We start from the raw sequence: 19,881 nt of genomic DNA, 5'->3' as shown, positions 1-19,881 counted from the left end.
TCATTAATAAAGCTTATTTACTAACTTATTAGCCATAACAACCTATATATTGTATAAGTTTAGCATTAATTGTTCGAGTAATCCACGAACAGTATTAAACACGGCTTCATAACCCATATCAAGTAATAGGTAAGCCGTATTGTTAAGCATGATTAGGGAATAAATCGAGGAGAACCAATTGAACAACTTAATGCCCCTAGCCAACACCTGAAGACTCAATAACTTATTACCCCTATGAATAACCTTAGCCACTATGTCAACCCCATCCGAGTGATAAGCCACTCTAGACGATGATAAATCCCTGAAAACGGTACCTAACTCATTCCGTGTAAGCCCCACGGATAGAAACGACCAGTTACGGGAAAGACCAACCTCTAGGCGCGGCATCAATGGCAATGAATCAATGATCCCCAAATCCCTCATTGCCAGTAACTTCCCCATCATGATTAATTGATAATCCCTATTAACCACATACTCAATACCACTCAATGAGTCCCTAAATGTAAATCCCCTACCGATAAACCAATCACCCCCACTAACCATGCCTATTGATGGCTTAACCACGTCATAATCAGTGGATACGCATTCCCCAGCCCCTACATTCTTATTGATTGGTAGTGACTTGAGAATATCATCGTCAAGAGCCGTCGATGAATTCGTAATGGCGCGACCACCGAGATCCGTCACGAGCATTAATGACTCGGTGTTCTTACCTGCATCATTACCATTAATTATGTAGTTACTCGGTGATAAAGCAGCCCTATAAATACTCACGCAATCACCTGACTCCCTCGGTAACGCCTCAGAACCAATTATAACCCTGTCGTATTTACCCTCAACTCCCCGTCCATAATTTTCATTCATAATCAATACCCTATTCCCATTGATGATTATCGAACTTAACCTCACATTTATTACATTAATCCCAAGTACGTCCTCTAAATACTTCCTAGTGAATAACTTAATTGATTCTTTATTCACAATGTTTAGGAGGGAATGCGGTAGTAAATCCATGATTATTACGTCACCCTGGCTTTCTGTGAATATAGTGATGTCATGCCCGTCCTTAGCCATGTATTGTGCATAAATCGCAGTGCCTGGATTCAAGCCTATAATCGCTATCTTCATCAAACAAAGCATTAATTTAACTACTTAAACTCATCCCTCGAATGCGTAGATTGAGCATTAAGTCCTCAATGGCGCTGGTGGGTGAGGAGTTACAGCCGATTAAGGATGCTGTTATTGATGTATCTGATGGTGAGGTGACCGGTATTGGACGGGTACCAGGTAGTAATAATGTTGTTGATTTAGGAAACACGTTACTAATGCCCCAATTAACCAATGCCCATATTCACGTGCTTGATTACTTCCTAATGGGCTTATTCAATAAGTATTATATCGATGATGTGGTTGGCGCGCCATACGGCCTTAAGTATTATTACCTGCGCAGAGCAAAGCCTGAGTCATTAAGGGGCGGGTTGGCTACCGTGTTTCGTAGGATTAGGAATTACGGTGTTGGTTGTTTACTAACGATTATTGAGTACGGTAGGGTATTCGCGGACGTGGTCATTGAGGAAGCTGGGAGGGCAGGTCTATGTATCGTGCCACTCACTGAGCCGAGTACGTTTAGGATCTACGTTAAGCCTGATGATGAGGAGGATGTTGATGAGGTATTTGAGGATGAGGTAAAGTACTTCGTTGATAGGGGATTCGGCATATCACTAATATCACCACTCAACTACACAATGGCTGAATTAAGGCTTGCCTCTAGGTTAGGTGGCTCACGTGGGTTGCCCATTAGTACGCACGTGTCCGAAACTGAGGATACTTACCTCGATAATGACCTAGACAGAGCATTAAATACTCTTGTGACTGGCAATACTGTGTTTGTGCACTTAACGCAGTTGAGTGATGAGGATTTTTCGAGAATACCCACATTACCTGTGGTCACTTGTCCGAGGTCAAATATTGAATTTGTTGGTAAGTTGGCGAGAGTGGGCGCCATGGTGAGGAGGGGATTGAGACCACTAGTTGGTACTGATAATGTTGCATTGATAGAGCCTAATCCCTGGGATGAGATTAAGGTTATGAGACTATTGATGGGTAGTGAATTAAGTTCACAGACGATACTTAAGATGGTCACCTCCTGGGCTTGGTCATGGGGCTTTGGCTACGTAATAAGGGAGGGAGAGCCCATGAGGGGGATTGCCCTACGTATTGATTATGAGGGATTAAGTATGGACTACGTTTATGACTATATAACGATGCGCATATCCAACAGGGACGTCACGTACATAATTAATGGATCAAGCATCATTAGTGTTTCGTAACCTCACGCACTATTTTAATGGGCTTCCTAATCTGCGTCCTCGTTTTTGGTGATAGTAATGATATTACTACGTTATTGAAACCATTAATTCTTATGGGCTCTGACGAACCTGATTGAACCTTGATACTATACTCAAGATATGTTTCTGGGGTTTCAATACCAAGCACTAGGTTTGCATCCTTAACCCAGTTATTACTGACGGTAATTTCCAGGTGATCATTCTCTAGGCTAAACCTAATCCCCAATGAGTTGAGCGCATCCTCAGCCCTACTTATTACGGAGTGCGCCCATTCACCCACGTGGTTTACGTTTACGAATTCAGCCCAATAATAATCACTATCCAACGTCATTGCAAGGGACATCCTTAATTCCTCATCCTCTCCAAAAACCTCCTCATACAACCTCCACTTACTAATTGCGGCTTGAGCCATGGACCAAAGCCTCGACTGTATATCTGCCCTCTCACTAATCCACTTAGCCGGTGAGCCCAGCCATGAGGTTGTTGGTATTTCCTTAATTTCATCGTGAAACTCCTTAATTATTGACGGCCTAATGGGCATTACATAACCATCAGACTTAGCCTGCGATAAGTACATCATTATTTTCTCAAGGAGTAGGGCAGCGTATGGGTTTGGTGTTGGTAATATCATCCAATTCTCCCCGTCTAAGGCCATTGTAACCACGCCATCCCTGGCGTAGTTAATCCTCATCATTAACTCTATAATTAATCTCCTGGCATTGGCATCAGCCTCCTGGGCATTACTGGCCTTGTTAAGTTGAAAGCTCAGTAAGTCACTAAGTGCTGTATCCCTAAATAGTATTGTTAAGCAGTCGTGCCTATAAACCCTGTAGATGGAACTCCTATCCTTAATGGCCTCACCGAGGTGATAAACACCATCAAGGACTATGAACCTAATACCCTCATCACAGAGAATATTCCTCAACTTCTCGGAAAAGTACAACTCAGGAAGCCACATACCAACGGCGTTCACACCCAAAACCCTCCTAGTAACCTCCTTCCCCCTACTCAACTCCCACCGTAATAGGTCATAAACCTCAAACTTCTCAATTAAATAACCGGCTATTGGATGAGCTAGGAAACTCGTTAGCACCTCTATAACACCCTCATTAGCTAATCTTGAATACGTATTAATCGCCTCCTTAATTAATCCCACCCGCGAATCCCAGGGACCTATGTACTCAACGTGATCCGCGCCCTCAATGAACACGCCATTACGTAGTAGGTCATCCCATTGCCACAGCAGGCTTGGACTTAGGTTATACGTTACGGAAACCCTATACTTATTCACCAGTCTGGCATGTAGTAAGTAGGGGCCTACGTCATATATTGGGTAGAATTCAGGGGACCAGGTGTGTTGGAATGCCCAGGGTCCGTGATAAATACCGCTTGGGTACTTATGGATTGGCTGGTGATTGTGAAAAACCAGTACGAACCTTAATGGTGTCTCTGGCCTATTAATGATCATTACTGGGGTCCTAACCTCTGAACCACAGCACCTGGCGCTTATTTCGTAGGTACCCACGTCATTTATCCTAACGTAATCCATAATCTCTGATTCCGGAGGTATCGCTTGCAGGACTCGCTTAGTTATTTCCTGGGAATCCTTAATCACCGTTAATTCAATATCCTCCCTACTCATTAATCCCCTAACCATTACATTGACTGTTATGTCCTCGCCTGGTTCGTAAAGCACTTTATTCGTTGTTAACTCTATAGACACTGCCTTCATTACGGATAATAATTATATAAGTGCTTTTTGTTATTTCAATTACCAATTTACGATTAATGATAGAGAAATTTATTAAGAAGAAAATTGATTCACAATACTTTGTGGAGGTGAGTTACGAGTCGAAGATAAGGACCGTAATGCAGGCCCTGCATTCATTGGCTGCGATTGATAAGGAGCGGGCCGTTAAGCTCGAGGATTTGGCGAGGATTGTTGGTTTGAGGGTTGAGGAGGTTAGGAGCATTGTTGATAAGCTTAAGGTGCTTGGTTACGTTAACACGATCAATGACTCCGTACACCTAACATCCACTGCAATAATTAAATTAAGCAGTATCTACTGTTAAATTCTGTGGTTAAGGTTCTGCACATATCGACAGAGTACCCACCGCATAGGGTGGTTGGGTCACTGGCATTCCAGGTTAGGGACTTAGTTACCCGATTATCCAGTAAGTACGAGGTATACCTGGTACACCCAGCTAATTTTAATGGTAGTTACATGGATGGCAATGTGCGCATATTCACCGTGAGCGATAGGTGGTTCAGCGACGTCGTCGCGTACATGCACTTCCTACTTGTGGAGATCCTCTCCAGGGTACCCTATGTAATACCCAGGGACATAGACTTTGTGCATGCGCATGATTGGATTGCGGCGGTTATTGCCAAGGTGATTTCACAAAGGCTTAAGGTGCCATACATAGTCAGTGCTTATTCCACGGAGCCCATTAGGTCAGGTAATGGTGTAAGCCTACTAAGCTTAACAATAAGGGATTGGGAGAAATACGCCTTCTCCTCGGCATTATACGTTATTGCGCATAATAAGCCTACGTATGAATCCCTCAGGAATCACTACGGGATCAATGCCGTGGAGGTGAGGTCTATTGACGATATTGAGGCAATATATGATGAGGTCAGCCACCAACGCGCTCATCAGTGAGTTCAGTCCGTCGTCAGCTCATCATAACAATATAAAGTCTATGCACAATAATTTTAAATTCTCCGTCACTAACAGGATTAATACTTATAACGCTGGTAATTACTCAATATAATTAACTATGAGTGAAAAACAGTGCAACACGGAGGATATTAAGAGGGCTGCCGACATACTGATCAATGCTAAGCACGCAATAGCCTTCACGGGCGCCGGCATATCCACGGAGTCAGGAATCCCCGACTTTAGAGGTCCCCAAGGATTATGGAGGCAGTATAGCCCTGAAATAGCGACAATAGATTACTTCCTGCAGCATCCAAAGGATTTCTGGCTGTTTTATAGGATGAGGATGAGCACGCTATTCGTGGCTAAGCCCAACAGGGCGCACTACGCCGTGGCCGAGCTCGAAAAGTTGGGCATCATAAAGGCGGTAATTACCCAAAACGTTGATGGACTCCATCAAGCCGCTGGCTCTAGAAGCGTGATTGAGCTTCATGGTACAATGAAGAGGGCTGTATGCATTGCATGCGGCCGTGTATATCCAATGGAAGTCGTTATTAAGAAGATTGATGGTGGTCAAGTACCGCCACTCTGCGATGAATGCGGTGGCATTCTTAAGCCTGATACCGTATTATTTGGAGAGCCAGTTAAGGATTTCGATAAGGCTAGGAAATTAGCGCTAATGAGTGATGCGGTCTTAGTCATCGGTTCCTCACTCTCTGTTTATCCCGCGGCTTACATACCAATGTTTGTTAAGGAGATGGGTGGTAAGGTCATTATCATAAATATGGAGCCCACGGAGCTTGATTACATCGCCGATGTATTCATACAATGTAAGGCTGGTGATGCAATGACATTATTACTTAAGGAGGTTAAGGAGCGGTTGGGAGTACAACAATAATACGCTAGTAATGCTTTATTTATTGATGCGCATACGTAATGTTTACGTATACGTAATACACTAATATTGCGATGGAATTATCGCGGACCATACACCATTAGTTATTAAGTTGCTCGGGGAATCCCTAAAATGCTCCTCAAGTCCCCTATTGAATCCCTCAACGTCATGATTACCGAGCTTCAGCTCCATATAACTCATGGACTCGGCTATCTGTAGTGGTCTACGTAGATAATCACTTATTAGGTATTTAAGGTAATTTAATCGCTTACTTAAATAGTACTCATCCTTAAATAAATCATTAATACTTAGTAATGCATTAATTAATTCCTCCTTCACAGTATCAATACTCTCCTCATTAATGGCAGATATCACCAGCTGATAATAATAAGTACCTGGTAGGTAATCCCTATCCATATCAATTGTGTATGTCAAGCCCTTATTCCTGAACCTAGACATTAAGTATGAACTAAGGCCATTCACCAGGTGGAATTCCAGTAGTGATGATTTGATTGATAGCAGGAATGGATCCTCATTGGTTACGTTGTATTGCCAGGAATACGATAGATAAGCCGATTCAATAGGCTTTCTAATGGTTATGGGTCCTCCCTTACCCATTGTTGGATTCTTTTTACTGCTTGACTTACCATCCCACTTACTGAATAGTTCGATTATTTCATTTATTGACATGCTTAAAGGACCAACGATGCTTATCACCATATTATCCGGTGTATAGTAGGATTCCAGGAAGTTCTCGAGATCCTTTATCGTCATTGAGGAAATGCTCTCTTCATAACCAATGATCGGCGCGCCATAGTCACTATCCCCAAATAATGCCCTGGGCCCTAAGTCATATATCAGTGTGCCTGGGTCATCATTCCTCATCTTTATCTCAGAAAGTATGACCCTCCTCTCCCTCTCGAAATCCTCACTATCCACCCTCCTATTACTAAACATTTTATGAATGAGCCTCAGTAAGTTCCTGAGCTCACTTGGTATTACCTCGAATAGGTACATCGTGAGTGTTCTCTCGGTGTACGCATCCGAAACACCGCCCAACCCCTCTATTTCAAGGTCAATGTTTGGGTATGCCCTGTAGATTAAGTGCTCGGCAAAGTGGCTTATACCTCGTAAATCCTCCCTCTCATATATGGAACCTATGCCGATGCCTATTGCCACACCGACCGTTGGCGACTCAATCCTATTTACCAATAGCCTAAGTCCGTTATCTAATACGTAATACTCTATGTTCACCGTTATCGGTTTTAAAACAGGAAATTTAAAGCAATACACCTTTAGCAAACTCTCTTACCTATCTGCTCATCCTGTGGTTTATCAATCGTTATTATTGTCGGGTTCTTCTCATCGCACGATGCCAGTATCATTCCCTGACTCTCATAACCAAAGATCTTCCTACTCTCTAAATTCGCGACAACGACCACGTACTTATTAATTAAGTCCTCGGGCTTATAAAACTCGGCGAGTCCCGTGATTATTTGTCTCCTCTCGTCACCAATATCAACAATAAGCCTTAACAACTTCCTCGAACCCTGAACCCTCTCCGCATGTATTACCTTACCAACCTTAAGCACCACTTTTTCAAACTCAGCCCTTGTTATTGTCTCGGTGGACACAATAATAAGTGCTAAATACCTGCCTATTAAATATTGAGTTACGTACTAAATACTTATTAATGAGCCCTGCAAATAATTACTGTGGTTAAGAGATACTTCCTTAGCAATAAGGACATTAAGGAATTAAGCAATGCAGTTGGCGAATTGGGACCAGTATTCAGGAGTGCCAAGAAGGTTGAGGTTTATGAGCTTAATGAAATAACGACAGTGTACTTGGTTGATGATAAGCCATTGGTAGCGAAGCTAACGGTAAAGGTTGACTCAGGACAAAGGGAGTACATAATACCATTATTAACGTACTTCTACCTCAATCCACCATACATACCGAGTTACCCAACCGTGACTGTTGATGACGGTGCAGTACCGCACATAGTCAATGGAGCCGATGTGATGAGACCAGGCATTAAGGAAATAAGCGGTAACTTTGGCGTGGGTGATGTATTGCTAATTAAGGATCTTAAGGGTAGGTACATAGCCATTGGGGTATCCCTCATGACCGCCGATGAGATGAGGAGTACGAGTAAGGGTAAGGTCATAAAGGTTATTCATCACCTTGGAGATAAAATATGGAACCTAGCCCAGGAATTACTCAAGGCCAAGTAACCTTAGTATTTGTGTAAAGTCCTCATCACTCCTCGTAACCTTATACCTCTTAATGACGCTACGTAAATAATTTAGGTCAATACTCATACCCATAATCGCCCTAACACGATCCTGAATAAAACCCCTACCCATTATCAACGCATTCAGCACCTGGGCAACATTACTAATCCTGCTATTTAAGCTGGCGCTTTCGAAATCTATTATGAACGCCCTACCATTGCTAATGATTACGTGATCCTCAGGCCTACTCAACTCATTATGGGCAAGGCCTATGGAGTCTAACCTACGGCATTGCCAAAGTAAGTCCTTAAGAACCATCCTTAATTCCATCGGGCCTGCCGTAATTACGTACCTCTGTATAGGTACACCACTTATTAATTCCATAATCAATACGTCGTTTGCATACTTAATAAGCCTCGGCCCCACACCCACGGAATTCGCAAGCCTCAGGTAATTACCCTCATTCACTAAGTTCGGTCTTGATGAGTCAAAACGCCTAATCTTGCAGGCGTAATACTCATTACCGACACGACACTTAAATACAAAACTATTTTGACCCTTACCCAACAACCTAAATCCCATAAACTCAACAGCGCCATCGCTGAGAATCTCGGTAACGCCTAAGTCCGATAATTCACCTAGTATTAAGCCCACATAGCTTCTCGGGCAATTAATGCGTTCACAAATCCCGGTGAAGACTTCGTAATTACTCATCGAGAAATTAACTTAATTAATGCATTAATATTAAACAAACCCAATTGATGAGGAAACAGGCCTCTGAGAACCTAATGATGAGGAACTCGGGTTTACCTGACGAACCCTCTTTAATAGGCAGGTAAAGCATTACTAGTTGCATATGAACCTGCTAATTTACTCACCAAGGATCGAGGCCTCAATGCCCATATTAAGGAATATTCTCACGGTTATTATTAAGCGTTATAAATCACTATCATTGCCATTACCGCAGGAGTTCTGTAGGTTAGCTGTGCTGAACCCCAGGGATGCCGTGGAGTTGCTCATGGGGTTTGGGAGTTCATTTGTTAGGCTTTGGGGTTGGGTGCCGGAGTTTTTAAGAGGTATTATGGTTATGGAACCTTCAGCAACGATTGATTGCTATGATAGTATTGAGAGGCTTAGGAGATCAGTGGATTTAGGCGTCGATATTGCCAGGCTGGTAATTAGGTATAGGCTTAGTGGTAAGGTTGATTATGATACTTGGTTAGGGCTTTTTAGGAGGGAGGTGGGAGTTATTTCCTTAACCCTACCTGATCAGTCTGCCGTTGTAGTTGATGATTACGTTCAATTCATAAAGAACGCCGCCAGATATGATAACCTCATTTTATTAGGCCCATTAATGCCGACACCCCTTGACTTAATGGTACTTATTTCGATTGGTGAATTAAGCACTGATTACCTAATTGGAGCTGTTAATTATGTAATTACCTACATAGGGGATTACGTGGTCATGAGTAGGGACTTAACGGAGGCATTTATACGACTTATTAACGACCGTGGGTATGTAAATTTCATTAGATCAACGGGACTCCCACTAATTACTTAGTACTGAATTGGTGTTACCCTGATTGCTGAGTATGGGCAGTTGTTCTGGCAGGAGAAGCACCCTGAGCATAATGACTCATTCAGCACATAGGCCTTACTCCTCAACCTACCTGCCAATACGCCCTTTGGGCACACAGTCCAGCATATCCCACAACCAACACAGTTACTTAATACCTCAACCCTTAATCTGAAATTCATTGATCTTTGCAGCACCCAATCTGCTTAAATATTTACTGCCTGATTGCGGGCACAATGCTTTTAAGGCCTTACTTAAGCGCATTCGAGGGACCTTTATTGCCAAGCTACAACTCATCAAGCCTAGGGAGAAGAGACCTAGGGAGAAATGGAGGAACTTCACTGACTGGTTTAACTGGATTATAATGGAGACTGAGGTTTATGACTTTAGGTACCCAGTGAAGGGCGCATATGTCTGGAGGCCGTATGGCATGAGGATTAGAAGGCTTGTTGAGTCCTACGTCAGGCTTGTTCATGACGAGACAGGGCATCAGGAAGTACTATTTCCAGTATTCATACCCTACGAATTCTTCTCAAAGGAGAGTGAGCACATTAGGGGGTTTGAGAATGAGGTCTTCTGGGTAAGTAAGGGCGGTACTGGCGAGGAGAGGCTCGTGTTAAGGCCGACTAGTGAGACGGCGATGATGCCCATGTTCAAGCTATGGATTAAGGACCACACGGACCTACCCTTCAAGGTTTACCAAATAGTGAGTGTGTTTAGGGCTGAGACTAAGGCCACGAGGCCCATGATTAGGCTTAGGGAGATATCGATGTTTAAGGAGGCCCACACAGCACATGCAAATAGGGAGGATGCTGAGAGGCAGATTAAGGAGGCCATGGAGATTTACAAGAAAATATTTGATTATCTTAGCATACCATATCTAATAAGTCAAAGACCTGAGTGGGATAAGTTTGCAGGCGCTGTCTATACAATAGCCTTCGACACGGTGATGCCCGATGGGAAAACAATGCAGATTGGCACCGTTCATTACCTGGGCACGAACTTCTCAAGGGTCTTTGATGTCAGGTACCTAACGCCAAGTGGTGATTGGGAGTACGTGCATACCACGAGTTATGGGATCTCGGAAAGGGTTATTGCGGCGATGATCGCTGTGCATGGGGATGATAAGGGCCTTGCGCTACCGCCCAACGTGGCACCCATACAAGTGGTGATAGTACCAATAATGTATAAGGGCACGGAGGAGGCAATAATGAGGGAGGTTAAGTCAATAACGGAGGAGCTAACCAATGCTGGTATTAGGGTTAAGGTTGATGACCGAACCGATAAGACGCCTGGTTGGAAGTATAATTACTGGGAGATGATGGGTGTGCCGCTTAGGATAGAGATTGGTCCTAAGGACGTTGAGAATAGGCAAGTTGTCCTGGCCAGGAGGGATACCATGGAGAAGTTCGTTGCGCCACGTGAAGGTATTGTGGACACTGTGAAGGAGTTATTAAATGTGATAAATGATAACATGAGGAGCATGGCATGGGAGTTCCTCAGATCAATGACTACTAAAGCTACCACGGTGGACGAGGCCAGGAAACGCCTTGATAGTGGCGGCGTTGTTGAGGTTCCCTGGAGTGGCGATAATGATTGTGGAATGGCAATACAGCAATTACTCGATGCCGATGCACTAGGCGTGCCTATGGATGAGGATGCAAGTAAGGATATTAGTGGTTTAAGGGACTTGGCATGCAGTGATAAGCAGGCAAATTACTGGTTGAGGATTGCGAGGAGGTATTAAGTCGAAACCTTTTAATAATTCACAGGTTTAAATAGAATTGATGAAAACCCCGTTATTAATTACAGCCATACTCGTAATTATTATAATAGCTGGTGCAGTTACTTACTTAGCGGTTTCAGTAAATGGAGGCCCTGAATCAGCCCTCATGAATGCCAGGGAGTTGTTTATGAGGAATGTTACGGTGACTTACAAGTTCGTGATTAGTTCCACACTTGTAATAAATAATAACGAGTTTCCAGGAATACCTGGTGTACCATTTCAAACGGGCCCGTTGATGGGCATTGTTACTATATCCAGGACGCCAATAAATGATGCAACTGTGATAAATGGCACATTCTCATTTAGGCATTTCATGGGGTCTGGCATTAACTTTAATGTGGCGCTTTGGAGGTATGATAATGAACTTTGTTATGCCATGGAACTTAACTTCATGGGTCCACAAACCACGACCCACTGCATACCCTATGTAAACCTTACCAAGTATGTAATACTTGCATTAAACGAGAGTAAGTACGTAGGGAAGGGTACCTGGAATGGAAAAACAACCTACTGCTTCACCGCAACGTTAACATTGACACCAACCCAGGGTGGGCTGCAGGGATTTCCGATGATTATGAATATAACGGAATTATGCATATTAAGTAATGGTGTACCAACGAACATGACGATATACCTATATCCTGCATATCAGAGTGAATTTGGTGGCATGTTCATGAACATAAACATGACACTCATAAGTTATTCATTCACATTCAATCAACGCGAATTCATGAAAATAACGAGAGGGCTCATCCCATGAATCTCCACATTTTACGCCGCGGCTTCAGGTAGTCGCTGCACCAGTCCAGGGACTTTTTAATTTTCACCATGGCATCCTTCAGCTCGGGGTATTGATACGTCATTATAAATAGGAAGTATTCCTCAGCGTCATGGCTGATCCTGATTATAAATGCACCAGGCCCATAGGTGTATGGAACTAGGGTTGGAGGCGGCATTGGAGGAGGTGGTGGAGGTGAGGCTTGTGCTGGAGGTATGTACTCAATGATACATGGATTAAAGTCCTCAATACTCATTCTATATTCATTGTTATTACGTGTTAGAAAAACCACGTGATCATTATATATCGTGAGTTCTGTAATCAAGTATCTACTCCATTTAATCATTCTCATGGCCTTACGTATACTACCTACAAGGATTGTTAGGAAGAGCAATTGAAAGATTAGGATGATCATAAACCAACCAACCTGGCTTAGTAACATGCTTAATAGGGTTCTTGGTACTAGTATAAACATTATTATGTCGAGTAAAACCCAGGCTAGGGCTATAATGAGTGGGTTCATCACGTAACTGGTGAGGTTGATGGGTGCAGATCTTACCCTAAGTATTGGTTCACCCACGTAACACCATTAGATTAAGTCCTATATAAAGAATAAAAGTGTCCCCGTACTCATGGCAATTGATTATTCTGATTAAACCTACTACTTATTGCCTTGAGTATTTTTGTTGTGCTACAGAGTGGGCAGTCCACGTAATCGTTGAATCTAATTACCTCAATGTTGCCCAACCCCCTCTTCCTTAACTCCTCCCTTAATGAATCCTCATTAAATGGTTGGTTAGGCCCAAGCAATATTATGTTAGGTCTCTCCTCCTCAACAACCCTAAACATATCACCCTCATAGCCAAGCCTAGCCTTATGAACATAAACAATATTACTAACAACCTCCAACCTCTGGTTCTCGGGTATTATTACATCCCTACCCTTGATCTTCTTAACCGTTGAGTCACGGGCGATCACCGCAACCACGCGTCCGAGGGTCCAGGCATGCCTTAGGTAGGCTATGTGCCCAGGGTGAATTATTTCAAACGTTCCCGCAACAAAAACCTTATTCTGGGCTCTCCTGATTAGGTCATCGGTCCTACTCCAATTAAAATGGGCTATTCCAAGGAATCTCAATGCGTCGAGCAAACCCTCGGCATAGGCTATTGTTGCCAATGCATTAAATTGATCACCCCTTGATAAGTAGTAAATCGAATCTTTTAAATACGCCCTTGCTATCTCGATCACCTCATTTTTAACGCCCTCCCTTTCCACCTGTTCAAGCGCGTTTGCGACATTCCTTATGTATGTGTCAATCCTTACCTCAGGATTTACGGTCTCCATGATACTACGTGAATGCATAATCCCTATATGGTTAATAAACCTTCCAGCGCGGTAATAATGAGATTAATACCGTAATATTTAACCAATGCCTTTTTCCACTATGTGCTCACTCCCTGAGTGTTTCTAAGGATATGAAGGTCTTAGTATCCTCAACACCCTCCATCATGCTGAGTACGCGTAGTATGTCATTAACGTTGACCTCCCTTGTTATTAGTATTAAGTCGTAATCACCGGATACCCTGTAAGCCTTCTCAATGGGTAACTCCTTAACCTTCTCGTAAATTATTGTCCTATACCTAGGTTGAACCTTAACGAGGATTATCGCCTCATTCGAACTCATCCTTAATACCTTGAGAGCCTTATCAGTGACATCAACAAACTCACGACCCGTCCTTATTAACCCAAAGTCCTTAAGCTTCTTAAGATGCACACTAAGTGCCTGCCTAGTCATACCAAGTTCTCTAGCGAGTTCATCTTGGTCAGCATATACCGTGTATACCTTAAGTGGGACAGCCTTTTTAAGCAGGTATTGAAGAACCTGGAGTTGTCTCTCCGTTAACTGTCTCTCAATTTCAGCCGGTGTTGACTCTCCACTTGATGTGGTTATGGAAGACATAGTAATCTACTAAAATACACCTGATAGCACTAGTATAAAAAGGTTATTCCTAAATATTATATATGACCCGTCATATAATCCACCGTAAAAAATAAAGATTATTGATTACATATGGGTAATAATTTAATTATTCCATTCTATTGATAATCTTCCTAAATAAATAATGGTATAAAAAATACTCTAAAGATTAAGAGAACTAAGGTAATTACTAATGCAATGATAACCGAAACATCGAATAACCTAAGTGCTAATCTTAACCTGGTTATGTCGGGACCGGGCATGCCATCGTTTATCCTATAGGCACCAACCTTCTCAAGCATAACACCCAATGCGCCTGCAAAGGATGCCATAGGCCAACCGGAATTAACACTCCTCACACTACGATGATAATGAAAAGCTGCCGTAATACTTCCCCTCCAGTTTAATCCTACTAATCCAGACGCTATTAAGATAATTATTGAGGATAACCTTGCAGGCATATAGTTCAGTGCTGTATCGACCTTAGCCGAAAACCAGCCAACATCCTCATATGGCCACCCCCTATAGCCAACCATTGAGTCCATGGTGTTAGAAAGCCTCTGAAGAAGGGCTCCAGGTAATCCGAGTAATGCGAAGTAAAACAATGGTGACAAAAGACCATCAACAAAGGACTCGGCGAGACTCTCTATAACTGCAGATATTAAGTGAGTCGTGTCTAACTCCCACACATTCCTTCTAACGATCTGCTGAGTCAGCATACGGGCATTGTCTAAATCCCCAACCTCAATACTTCTCATTATTCTCCTGGTGTAATCCCTCATTAGCTTTATTGAAAACGTTAATTTTAGGAAATAGGCATAAACAATGATCCCAATTATAGTATTAATGACCATTAGAACACGTGGTACAAAGTAATAAATAATTGTTATTGGGATCACGGAAATAAACCATAGAAATATTCCAAAAAGTTTATTGCTTGGTCTAAATAATTTAAACGCAATATTGCCGGTAACAACCACGGGATGCATTTTTACAAATACACCCTTAGGCTCACCAAGTACTAAGTCAAGTATTACTGAGGTCATTAAAATCGTGATGTAATATAGCATTACCGTCTCAAAAATAGCCTTCATATTATCTAACCCGCCTGGTATTTTGTAATAGCCATGGTAGTAAATTCCTAAAGTATGTTATGAACTCCTGAAGCTCAAAGAGGGGTTTTAGAACTTCGGTGTTAGAGCATGATTTCCTAACCACTGTTGAAATCTCCTTATAGATCACGCCTTGGGTAAAGACCACAGGAATCACCTTACCTGGGCAATGATTAATTAAATAATCCTCTAGCATAGGTTCAATTTTGAGAAAGACAATGTCCTGGATACTCAATTTACTTACACTATCAATGAACCTCGGATCATTCTCTCCATGAAATACGTATAGGCCAGGACCGAGGCTTAGGAGGAAGTCCCTCACATACGGCCACTCAAGCATTGGTGGTGTCTCAAAGCCCGTTATAGCTACTGCCCTCTCATAGTCCTTACCATACCCAATGAATAACGGTATGTATATGTCGCCAATAACATTATTTATTGATGGTTCAGAGTATGAAGTAAATGCATAACTAACACCAACATTTTTTGCGAAGCTCTCCACACTACTTAGATAATCGGGATCCCTCGATCCGTGAAGTACGATAACGATCCTCACAAGGTATCGTTGATCACATAATGTAATGCATATTAAAAACCTAATACTATGGGTCAGGAATAGCCATGAGGATTAAGGCATCAGCCCTTGTGCTTTATTACCCAGCTGTATTAATAATCGCGGCAATAAGTACGTTAGTCGCAGTACTAATACCGAGTTACTACGCGTTGCTTCCTGAGTTCATACTGTTCATACTGTTTATTTACATATTGAGTAGGTTACGTAAGGGCTTAGGTATTGGTTATTCCTATATAACTGTGATAACGCTAATAGTGTTGATTAGTTACGCGTCAATTTTTCTAATAAAACCAGAATTAATTTTGAATGAGGCGCTTACTGAGATGAGACAGAGTATAATTAGGGGCTTCCTCTACGTTATCATTTACCTATTCATATCATTATTACCGGACAGTGTCACTGACCTAGTTGGTACATTGCCCATCTTCATGTTCGTGACGGCTATCGCCGTGCTAGAGCTTAGACTAAGGTATTACTTACTGGCAGGTGTTCTAACGGGTATAATTGGTATTGGAGTTTCTACCGTAATTCTATCCCTAATGTATAACAGGATTATCGCAACTTACGGTTTATCAGCAATGACCATGGGATTAATGGGGGCGGTCCTAGCGGCCTCGTTGATAAATACTGTGAAGGGGCCTGTTAGACCTATGCATTTGCTCAACTTCCTAATAATACTGTACACGGTTTATGAATCATTGTGGCTATTAATACCAATACCACCGGTTCTCGTGATAGACGGCATCGGCATTAATAGGCTTGGTCACTTCATAAGCATGCTTGCTGGGGTCATTATTGCAATATTTATAACCTAAGGGTAGTGGCTTTACCCAATGAGTAAGGCGCAGGGGATTAGGGCATGGCATATACTCTATGGGATAAGCATACTATTGTACTTAATTAATGCTGGAATACTCATTTACCTTCAATTTGAGTATTATACAGACTCAAGCTTTGTAGAGTCTATTATGTCGGCATTCCCATCAATATACACATCGCAGATAAATAATGTCCTACAGATGGGTTATATCGGAATAATTGGTACCATATCTATAATACTAATATTAATAATGACATACCTAATAACCAATGCATTATATAGTCAAGCCCGTGGGATAAGTAGGTTAATGAAAATAGTATTGCTGGTCCTGCTCTTAATACAGATAGCCCTGGGAAATACGGGTCTCCTCCTCGGGTTAATAATTGGCTTAGTCAGTATAGCGTTGATGAGGTGATTAATGATGAGAGTATTGATAACTGGCGGTGCTGGCTTCATAGGCTCATTCCTAACGGAGAAGCTTGTGGAGAGAGGTTTTGACGTAATCGTCATTGATAATCTAAGCTCAGGGGATTTAAATAGACTTAAGGAGGTAATTGATAGGGTTAAGTTCGTTAGAGATGACCTAAAGAGCTTAGGTAATCCCGGCGTGTTTCAGGGCGTTGATACCGTGTTTCACCTGGCGGCGAATCCCGAGGTCAGGATATCAGTGACCGAACCTAAGATTCACTTTGACGAGAATGTACTGGCCACATTTAATGTGCTTGAGTTATCCCGTAAATATGGTGTTAAAACCGTGGTATACGCATCGTCGAGCACCGTGTACGGTGATGCTAAGACCATACCAACACCTGAGGATCACCCAATACAGCCAATAAGTGTCTATGGCGCTGCTAAGGCGGCTGGTGAGATTATGTGTGGAACCTACGCGAGACTTTATGGAATTAACTGCGTAACTCTTAGGTACGCTAACATTGTTGGGCCTAGGCTTAGGCATGGCGTGATCTACGACTTACTAATGAAGCTAAAGAGGAATCCAAGTGAGCTTGAGGTCCTCGGTGATGGTACACAGGAAAAATCATACCTATACATAACCGATACTATAGATGCCACATTAAAGGCTTGGGAATACGCCATGAAGAACGGTGGTACTTACACGTACAACGTTGGGAACTGGGATTCAATAAGTGTTGGGGACATAGTGAATATAGTGATTAAGGTATCCGGCATGAACCCAAGGGTAACCTATAAACCAGCAACACCAGATGGTAGGGGCTGGCCTGGTGATGTAAAGAGGATGTTATTATCGATTGAGAGGATTGTTAAGGAGGTTGGCTGGAGACCAAGTATGAGCAGTAGGGAGGCTATTGAACTCACAGCAAAGTCGCTAGCTGAGGAACTTGGTGTTAATAATGATAAGGGTGCTCATTCTTAGGGCCTCGGGAAAGATTAGGCCAATTCACCTCAATGGTGCTGACATAATTCAGGTACCTGTTATTGACGTTGTGCCCAATGAGGATGCAATTGACAGGGTCTCACTTAACGGTGTTAATTACGTGATTATAATGAGCACCACTGTGGTGAAGTACGTTAGCGAGAAACTACGGCAATTAAGTAATGATGTGAAGGTCATTGGTGTTGGTCCACAGACATGCAGTGAGGTGGAAAAACTGAATGTTACATGTATAATGCCTAGGGAGTTCTCGAGCTACGGTATAATAGATATGATGCGCGATTTACCACGTGGTAAGGTCGTAGTGTTAAGGTCATTAAGGGGTAATGATTATATCATTAACGAACTTAAAAAATTAAATTATGATGTAATTGAGTACAGGCTCTATGACGTGAGACCGAATCCTGCAGGCGTTGAGATCGCATGTAGGCTCATTAATTACGTTGACTATGTCGTCTTTATGAGCTCAATGACCTATGAAGCAGTAAGAGATTGCGCCAGGGATGCGCTTAGGGGTAAGTCCGTGATAGCCATTGGTAAGGTTACGGAAAGCCGCATAAGAGATGATGGTGTAAATCCCCTAACTCCAAGTGAGTACACACTAAACGGCATTTTAAGGCTATTAATGAATCACTTAATGACAAGTAACGAATCACCTGACTGAATCACCAAGTCATTACCTGGGTTAAGAATGACCTCACCACCCCTAACCACACCAATAACTAAATAATTCAGTCTCGACTTAACCAATTGCATAACCTCTATGAACTGCCTCCCAACATACTCATCAGCATCCATTAAGCCCAGGTTACCCCTATTAACTATATTTATTAACACTGAGGATAAACCACGATCAAAGACCTCATTGGCTATCATAACCGTCGTGAAGGAACCCAGGGAAATCACGGAATTAGCACCAGCCCTCAGGGCATAGTCCCTATCAGCCTCATTAAGAACCTCAGCAATAATGTAGGCGTTAGGGTTCAGCTTCCTGATACTCATGATTAATAGAATAACCTTAGCATCCGCAGCCTTAACATCAGCATCATTAAACGGAAGTATGACCACGGTAGAAGCCCTATCTGCACCAGCCCTCAGTAAGTCATTGGTATTGAATGGATCGCCACGAATAAACTCAATATCTGCAGGTAACGACGGTGGCTTATCACCATTGCTTATATAGAGAATATCCATGACCTTGCCCCTCCTATTCATTAACTCCTCAATTATACTAATAACCTTCAGCGCCTTATCAGAATCCCCAATGACAATGATGTGCCTACCCTTTGAGGTTGTGTGATGACCCACACTCCTCATTATTGCAACATTAGTTAATTCAGTGGCTATCGATGCAGTCAATAGACTAATGGTGGCAATACCCACAGGCATAATAATCATATCAACCAACTTGCCAAGGTATGTATTGGGCACGACGTCGCCGTAACCAACAGTCGTTATGGTCTCCATCACAAACCAAACAGCATTGAAGTAATTATTGAACCCAGGGTTCTTACCATGCTCGATTAAGTACATCGCAAGGGCACCAACGAATAAAATAATTAAAAATAGAATTAGTGAGTAAAGTATTGTACTTCGAGCGATTTTGCGAATTTTCCTTAAAAATTTTAAAAATGTAATTGGAATGATCATTATGGATCAGCACTATACAAGGTCTTGGATTTATTAAACTATCTTTTTAGCGCTGT

The 19,881-nt window shown here is 42.4% G+C and carries 24 protein-coding genes; 12 read left to right on the top strand and 12 right to left on the bottom strand.

Going from position 1 to position 19,881, the window contains the following annotated elements:
• Positions 1–42: 42 nt before the first annotated feature.
• On the bottom strand, positions 43–1,128 hold the full coding sequence (locus VDIS_RS05045; protein ID WP_013336136.1) for a hypothetical protein: 1,086 nt from the start codon (positions 1,126–1,128) through the stop codon (positions 43–45).
• 41 nt (positions 1,129–1,169) lie between these two features.
• Here VDIS_RS05045 and VDIS_RS05040 point away from each other — a divergent pair, with 41 nt between their 5' ends.
• Positions 1,170–2,330: an amidohydrolase family protein gene (locus VDIS_RS05040; RefSeq protein ID WP_013336135.1), complete on the top strand. Its 1,161-nt coding sequence runs from the start codon at positions 1,170–1,172 to the stop codon at positions 2,328–2,330.
• On the opposite strand, the gene VDIS_RS05035 is transcribed toward VDIS_RS05040, so the two are convergent.
• The gene (locus VDIS_RS05035; protein WP_013336134.1) at positions 2,317–4,080 is read right to left on the bottom strand and encodes a glycoside hydrolase family 57 protein; all 1,764 of its coding nucleotides are present in this window, start codon (positions 4,078–4,080) and stop codon (positions 2,317–2,319) included. The genes VDIS_RS05040 and VDIS_RS05035 overlap by 14 nt on opposite strands.
• Positions 4,081–4,181: 101 nt before the next feature.
• Between VDIS_RS05035 and VDIS_RS05030 the strand changes: the two genes are divergently transcribed.
• The 3 genes from VDIS_RS05030 (at position 4,182) to cobB (ending at position 5,906) form a co-directional block, all read left to right on the top strand.
• Positions 4,182–4,421, top strand: a complete 240-nt coding sequence (locus VDIS_RS05030; protein WP_148678233.1) for a helix-turn-helix domain-containing protein — start codon at positions 4,182–4,184, stop codon at positions 4,419–4,421.
• Positions 4,422–4,426: 5 nt separating this feature from the next.
• Complete coding sequence (locus tag VDIS_RS05025; RefSeq protein ID WP_013336132.1) at positions 4,427–5,011, top strand: glycosyltransferase; 585 nt, start codon at positions 4,427–4,429, stop codon at positions 5,009–5,011.
• Between the two features lie 118 nt (positions 5,012–5,129).
• Positions 5,130–5,906, top strand: coding sequence for an NAD-dependent protein deacetylase (gene cobB / locus VDIS_RS05020; RefSeq protein WP_013336131.1), 777 nt, complete (start codon positions 5,130–5,132; stop codon positions 5,904–5,906).
• Between the two features lie 60 nt (positions 5,907–5,966).
• Here the strand turns inward: cobB and VDIS_RS05015 are convergent, their stop codons facing one another.
• Both VDIS_RS05015 and metG read right to left on the bottom strand, forming a co-directional pair.
• Positions 5,967–7,157: a M16 family metallopeptidase gene (locus VDIS_RS05015; protein ID WP_013336130.1), complete on the bottom strand. Its 1,191-nt coding sequence runs from the start codon at positions 7,155–7,157 to the stop codon at positions 5,967–5,969.
• 41 nt (positions 7,158–7,198) lie between these two features.
• Complete coding sequence (gene metG / locus VDIS_RS05010; RefSeq protein ID WP_013336129.1) at positions 7,199–7,537, bottom strand: methionine--tRNA ligase subunit beta; 339 nt, start codon at positions 7,535–7,537, stop codon at positions 7,199–7,201.
• Between the two features lie 81 nt (positions 7,538–7,618).
• Between metG and VDIS_RS05005 the strand changes: the two genes are divergently transcribed.
• Entirely contained in the window at positions 7,619–8,140 is a 522-nt protein-coding gene (locus tag VDIS_RS05005; protein ID WP_013336128.1) for a DUF1947 domain-containing protein, read from the top strand.
• On the opposite strand, the gene VDIS_RS05000 is transcribed toward VDIS_RS05005, so the two are convergent.
• On the bottom strand, positions 8,123–8,854 hold the full coding sequence (locus VDIS_RS05000) for an RIO1 family regulatory kinase/ATPase (protein WP_013336127.1): 732 nt from the start codon (positions 8,852–8,854) through the stop codon (positions 8,123–8,125). The genes VDIS_RS05005 and VDIS_RS05000 overlap by 18 nt on opposite strands.
• 142 nt (positions 8,855–8,996) lie before the next feature.
• Here VDIS_RS05000 and VDIS_RS04995 point away from each other — a divergent pair, with 142 nt between their 5' ends.
• Positions 8,997–9,701: a hypothetical protein gene (locus tag VDIS_RS04995; RefSeq protein WP_013336126.1), complete on the top strand. Its 705-nt coding sequence runs from the start codon at positions 8,997–8,999 to the stop codon at positions 9,699–9,701.
• On the opposite strand, the gene VDIS_RS04990 is transcribed toward VDIS_RS04995, so the two are convergent.
• Complete coding sequence (locus tag VDIS_RS04990; RefSeq protein WP_013336125.1) at positions 9,698–9,898, bottom strand: ATP-binding protein; 201 nt, start codon at positions 9,896–9,898, stop codon at positions 9,698–9,700. The genes VDIS_RS04995 and VDIS_RS04990 overlap by 4 nt on opposite strands.
• Positions 9,899–9,993: 95 nt before the next feature.
• On the opposite strand from VDIS_RS04990, the gene proS reads away from it, so the two are divergent.
• The gene (gene proS / locus VDIS_RS04985) at positions 9,994–11,463 is read left to right on the top strand and encodes a proline--tRNA ligase (RefSeq protein ID WP_013336124.1); all 1,470 of its coding nucleotides are present in this window, start codon (positions 9,994–9,996) and stop codon (positions 11,461–11,463) included.
• 40 nt (positions 11,464–11,503) lie between these two features.
• Positions 11,504–12,262, top strand: a complete 759-nt coding sequence (locus tag VDIS_RS04980) for a hypothetical protein (RefSeq protein ID WP_013336123.1) — start codon at positions 11,504–11,506, stop codon at positions 12,260–12,262.
• Here VDIS_RS04980 and VDIS_RS04975 read toward each other — a convergent pair.
• From VDIS_RS04975 to VDIS_RS04955, 5 genes are all read right to left on the bottom strand, one after another.
• Positions 12,252–12,860: a hypothetical protein gene (locus VDIS_RS04975; RefSeq protein ID WP_013336122.1), complete on the bottom strand. Its 609-nt coding sequence runs from the start codon at positions 12,858–12,860 to the stop codon at positions 12,252–12,254. The two genes, VDIS_RS04980 and VDIS_RS04975, sit on opposite strands and share 11 nt — an antisense overlap.
• Positions 12,861–12,910: 50 nt before the next feature.
• Entirely contained in the window at positions 12,911–13,642 is a 732-nt protein-coding gene (locus VDIS_RS04970; RefSeq protein ID WP_245522573.1) for a DUF357 domain-containing protein, read from the bottom strand.
• Between the two features lie 88 nt (positions 13,643–13,730).
• Positions 13,731–14,240, bottom strand: coding sequence for an Lrp/AsnC ligand binding domain-containing protein (locus VDIS_RS04965; RefSeq protein ID WP_013336120.1), 510 nt, complete (start codon positions 14,238–14,240; stop codon positions 13,731–13,733).
• A 152-nt stretch (positions 14,241–14,392) separates the two neighbouring features.
• Positions 14,393–15,352 (bottom strand): cobalamin biosynthesis protein, encoded by a 960-nt coding sequence (locus VDIS_RS04960; protein WP_013336119.1) that lies wholly within the window; start codon positions 15,350–15,352, stop codon positions 14,393–14,395.
• A 1-nt stretch (position 15,353) separates the two neighbouring features.
• Positions 15,354–15,926, bottom strand: a complete 573-nt coding sequence (locus tag VDIS_RS04955) for a sirohydrochlorin chelatase family protein (RefSeq protein ID WP_013336118.1) — start codon at positions 15,924–15,926, stop codon at positions 15,354–15,356.
• A gap of 65 nt (positions 15,927–15,991) precedes the next feature.
• Here VDIS_RS04955 and VDIS_RS04950 point away from each other — a divergent pair, with 65 nt between their 5' ends.
• The 4 genes from VDIS_RS04950 to VDIS_RS04935 are packed head-to-tail and all read left to right on the top strand — an operon-like array spanning position 15,992 to position 18,839.
• Positions 15,992–16,759, top strand: a complete 768-nt coding sequence (locus tag VDIS_RS04950; protein ID WP_013336117.1) for a hypothetical protein — start codon at positions 15,992–15,994, stop codon at positions 16,757–16,759.
• 18 nt (positions 16,760–16,777) lie between these two features.
• Complete coding sequence (locus VDIS_RS04945) at positions 16,778–17,179, top strand: hypothetical protein (protein WP_013336116.1); 402 nt, start codon at positions 16,778–16,780, stop codon at positions 17,177–17,179.
• 6 nt (positions 17,180–17,185) lie between these two features.
• Positions 17,186–18,157, top strand: coding sequence for an NAD-dependent epimerase/dehydratase family protein (locus VDIS_RS04940; protein WP_052885769.1), 972 nt, complete (start codon positions 17,186–17,188; stop codon positions 18,155–18,157).
• Positions 18,135–18,839, top strand: coding sequence for a uroporphyrinogen-III synthase (locus tag VDIS_RS04935; RefSeq protein WP_013336114.1), 705 nt, complete (start codon positions 18,135–18,137; stop codon positions 18,837–18,839). Before VDIS_RS04940 ends, VDIS_RS04935 begins: the two co-directional genes overlap by 23 nt.
• Here the strand turns inward: VDIS_RS04935 and VDIS_RS04930 are convergent.
• The gene (locus VDIS_RS04930) at positions 18,806–19,825 is read right to left on the bottom strand and encodes a potassium channel family protein (protein ID WP_013336113.1); all 1,020 of its coding nucleotides are present in this window, start codon (positions 19,823–19,825) and stop codon (positions 18,806–18,808) included. The genes VDIS_RS04935 and VDIS_RS04930 overlap by 34 nt on opposite strands.
• Positions 19,826–19,881 lie beyond the last annotated feature (56 nt).

This window comes from Vulcanisaeta distributa DSM 14429 (genome assembly GCF_000148385.1).
Taxonomy (GTDB): Archaea; Thermoproteota; Thermoprotei; order Thermoproteales; family Thermocladiaceae; genus Vulcanisaeta; species Vulcanisaeta distributa.
This window is presented reverse-complemented; position numbering and strand designations above follow the sequence as displayed.

Coding starts and splice junctions, on each gene's coding strand:
- VDIS_RS04960 (WP_013336119.1), bottom strand. CDS start 15,352: ATGAAGGCTATTTTTGAGACGGTAATGCTATATTACATCACGATTTTA.
- VDIS_RS05045 (WP_013336136.1), bottom strand. CDS start 1,128: ATGAAGATAGCGATTATAGGCTTGAATCCAGGCACTGCGATTTATGCA.
- VDIS_RS04995 (WP_013336126.1), top strand. CDS start 8,997: ATGAACCTGCTAATTTACTCACCAAGGATCGAGGCCTCAATGCCCATA.
- VDIS_RS05035 (WP_013336134.1), bottom strand. CDS start 4,080: ATGAAGGCAGTGTCTATAGAGTTAACAACGAATAAAGTGCTTTACGAA.
- VDIS_RS04990 (WP_013336125.1), bottom strand. CDS start 9,898: ATGAATTTCAGATTAAGGGTTGAGGTATTAAGTAACTGTGTTGGTTGT.
- VDIS_RS04980 (WP_013336123.1), top strand. CDS start 11,504: ATGAAAACCCCGTTATTAATTACAGCCATACTCGTAATTATTATAATA.
- VDIS_RS04930 (WP_013336113.1), bottom strand. CDS start 19,825: ATGATCATTCCAATTACATTTTTAAAATTTTTAAGGAAAATTCGCAAA.
- VDIS_RS05040 (WP_013336135.1), top strand. CDS start 1,170: ATGCGTAGATTGAGCATTAAGTCCTCAATGGCGCTGGTGGGTGAGGAG.
- VDIS_RS04965 (WP_013336120.1), bottom strand. CDS start 14,240: ATGTCTTCCATAACCACATCAAGTGGAGAGTCAACACCGGCTGAAATT.
- VDIS_RS04940 (WP_052885769.1), top strand. CDS start 17,186: ATGAGAGTATTGATAACTGGCGGTGCTGGCTTCATAGGCTCATTCCTA.
- VDIS_RS05000 (WP_013336127.1), bottom strand. CDS start 8,854: ATGAGTAATTACGAAGTCTTCACCGGGATTTGTGAACGCATTAATTGC.
- VDIS_RS04935 (WP_013336114.1), top strand. CDS start 18,135: ATGATAAGGGTGCTCATTCTTAGGGCCTCGGGAAAGATTAGGCCAATT.
- VDIS_RS04950 (WP_013336117.1), top strand. CDS start 15,992: ATGAGGATTAAGGCATCAGCCCTTGTGCTTTATTACCCAGCTGTATTA.
- cobB (WP_013336131.1), top strand. CDS start 5,130: ATGAGTGAAAAACAGTGCAACACGGAGGATATTAAGAGGGCTGCCGAC.
- VDIS_RS04970 (WP_245522573.1), bottom strand. CDS start 13,642: ATGCATTCACGTAGTATCATGGAGACCGTAAATCCTGAGGTAAGGATT.
- VDIS_RS04945 (WP_013336116.1), top strand. CDS start 16,778: ATGAGTAAGGCGCAGGGGATTAGGGCATGGCATATACTCTATGGGATA.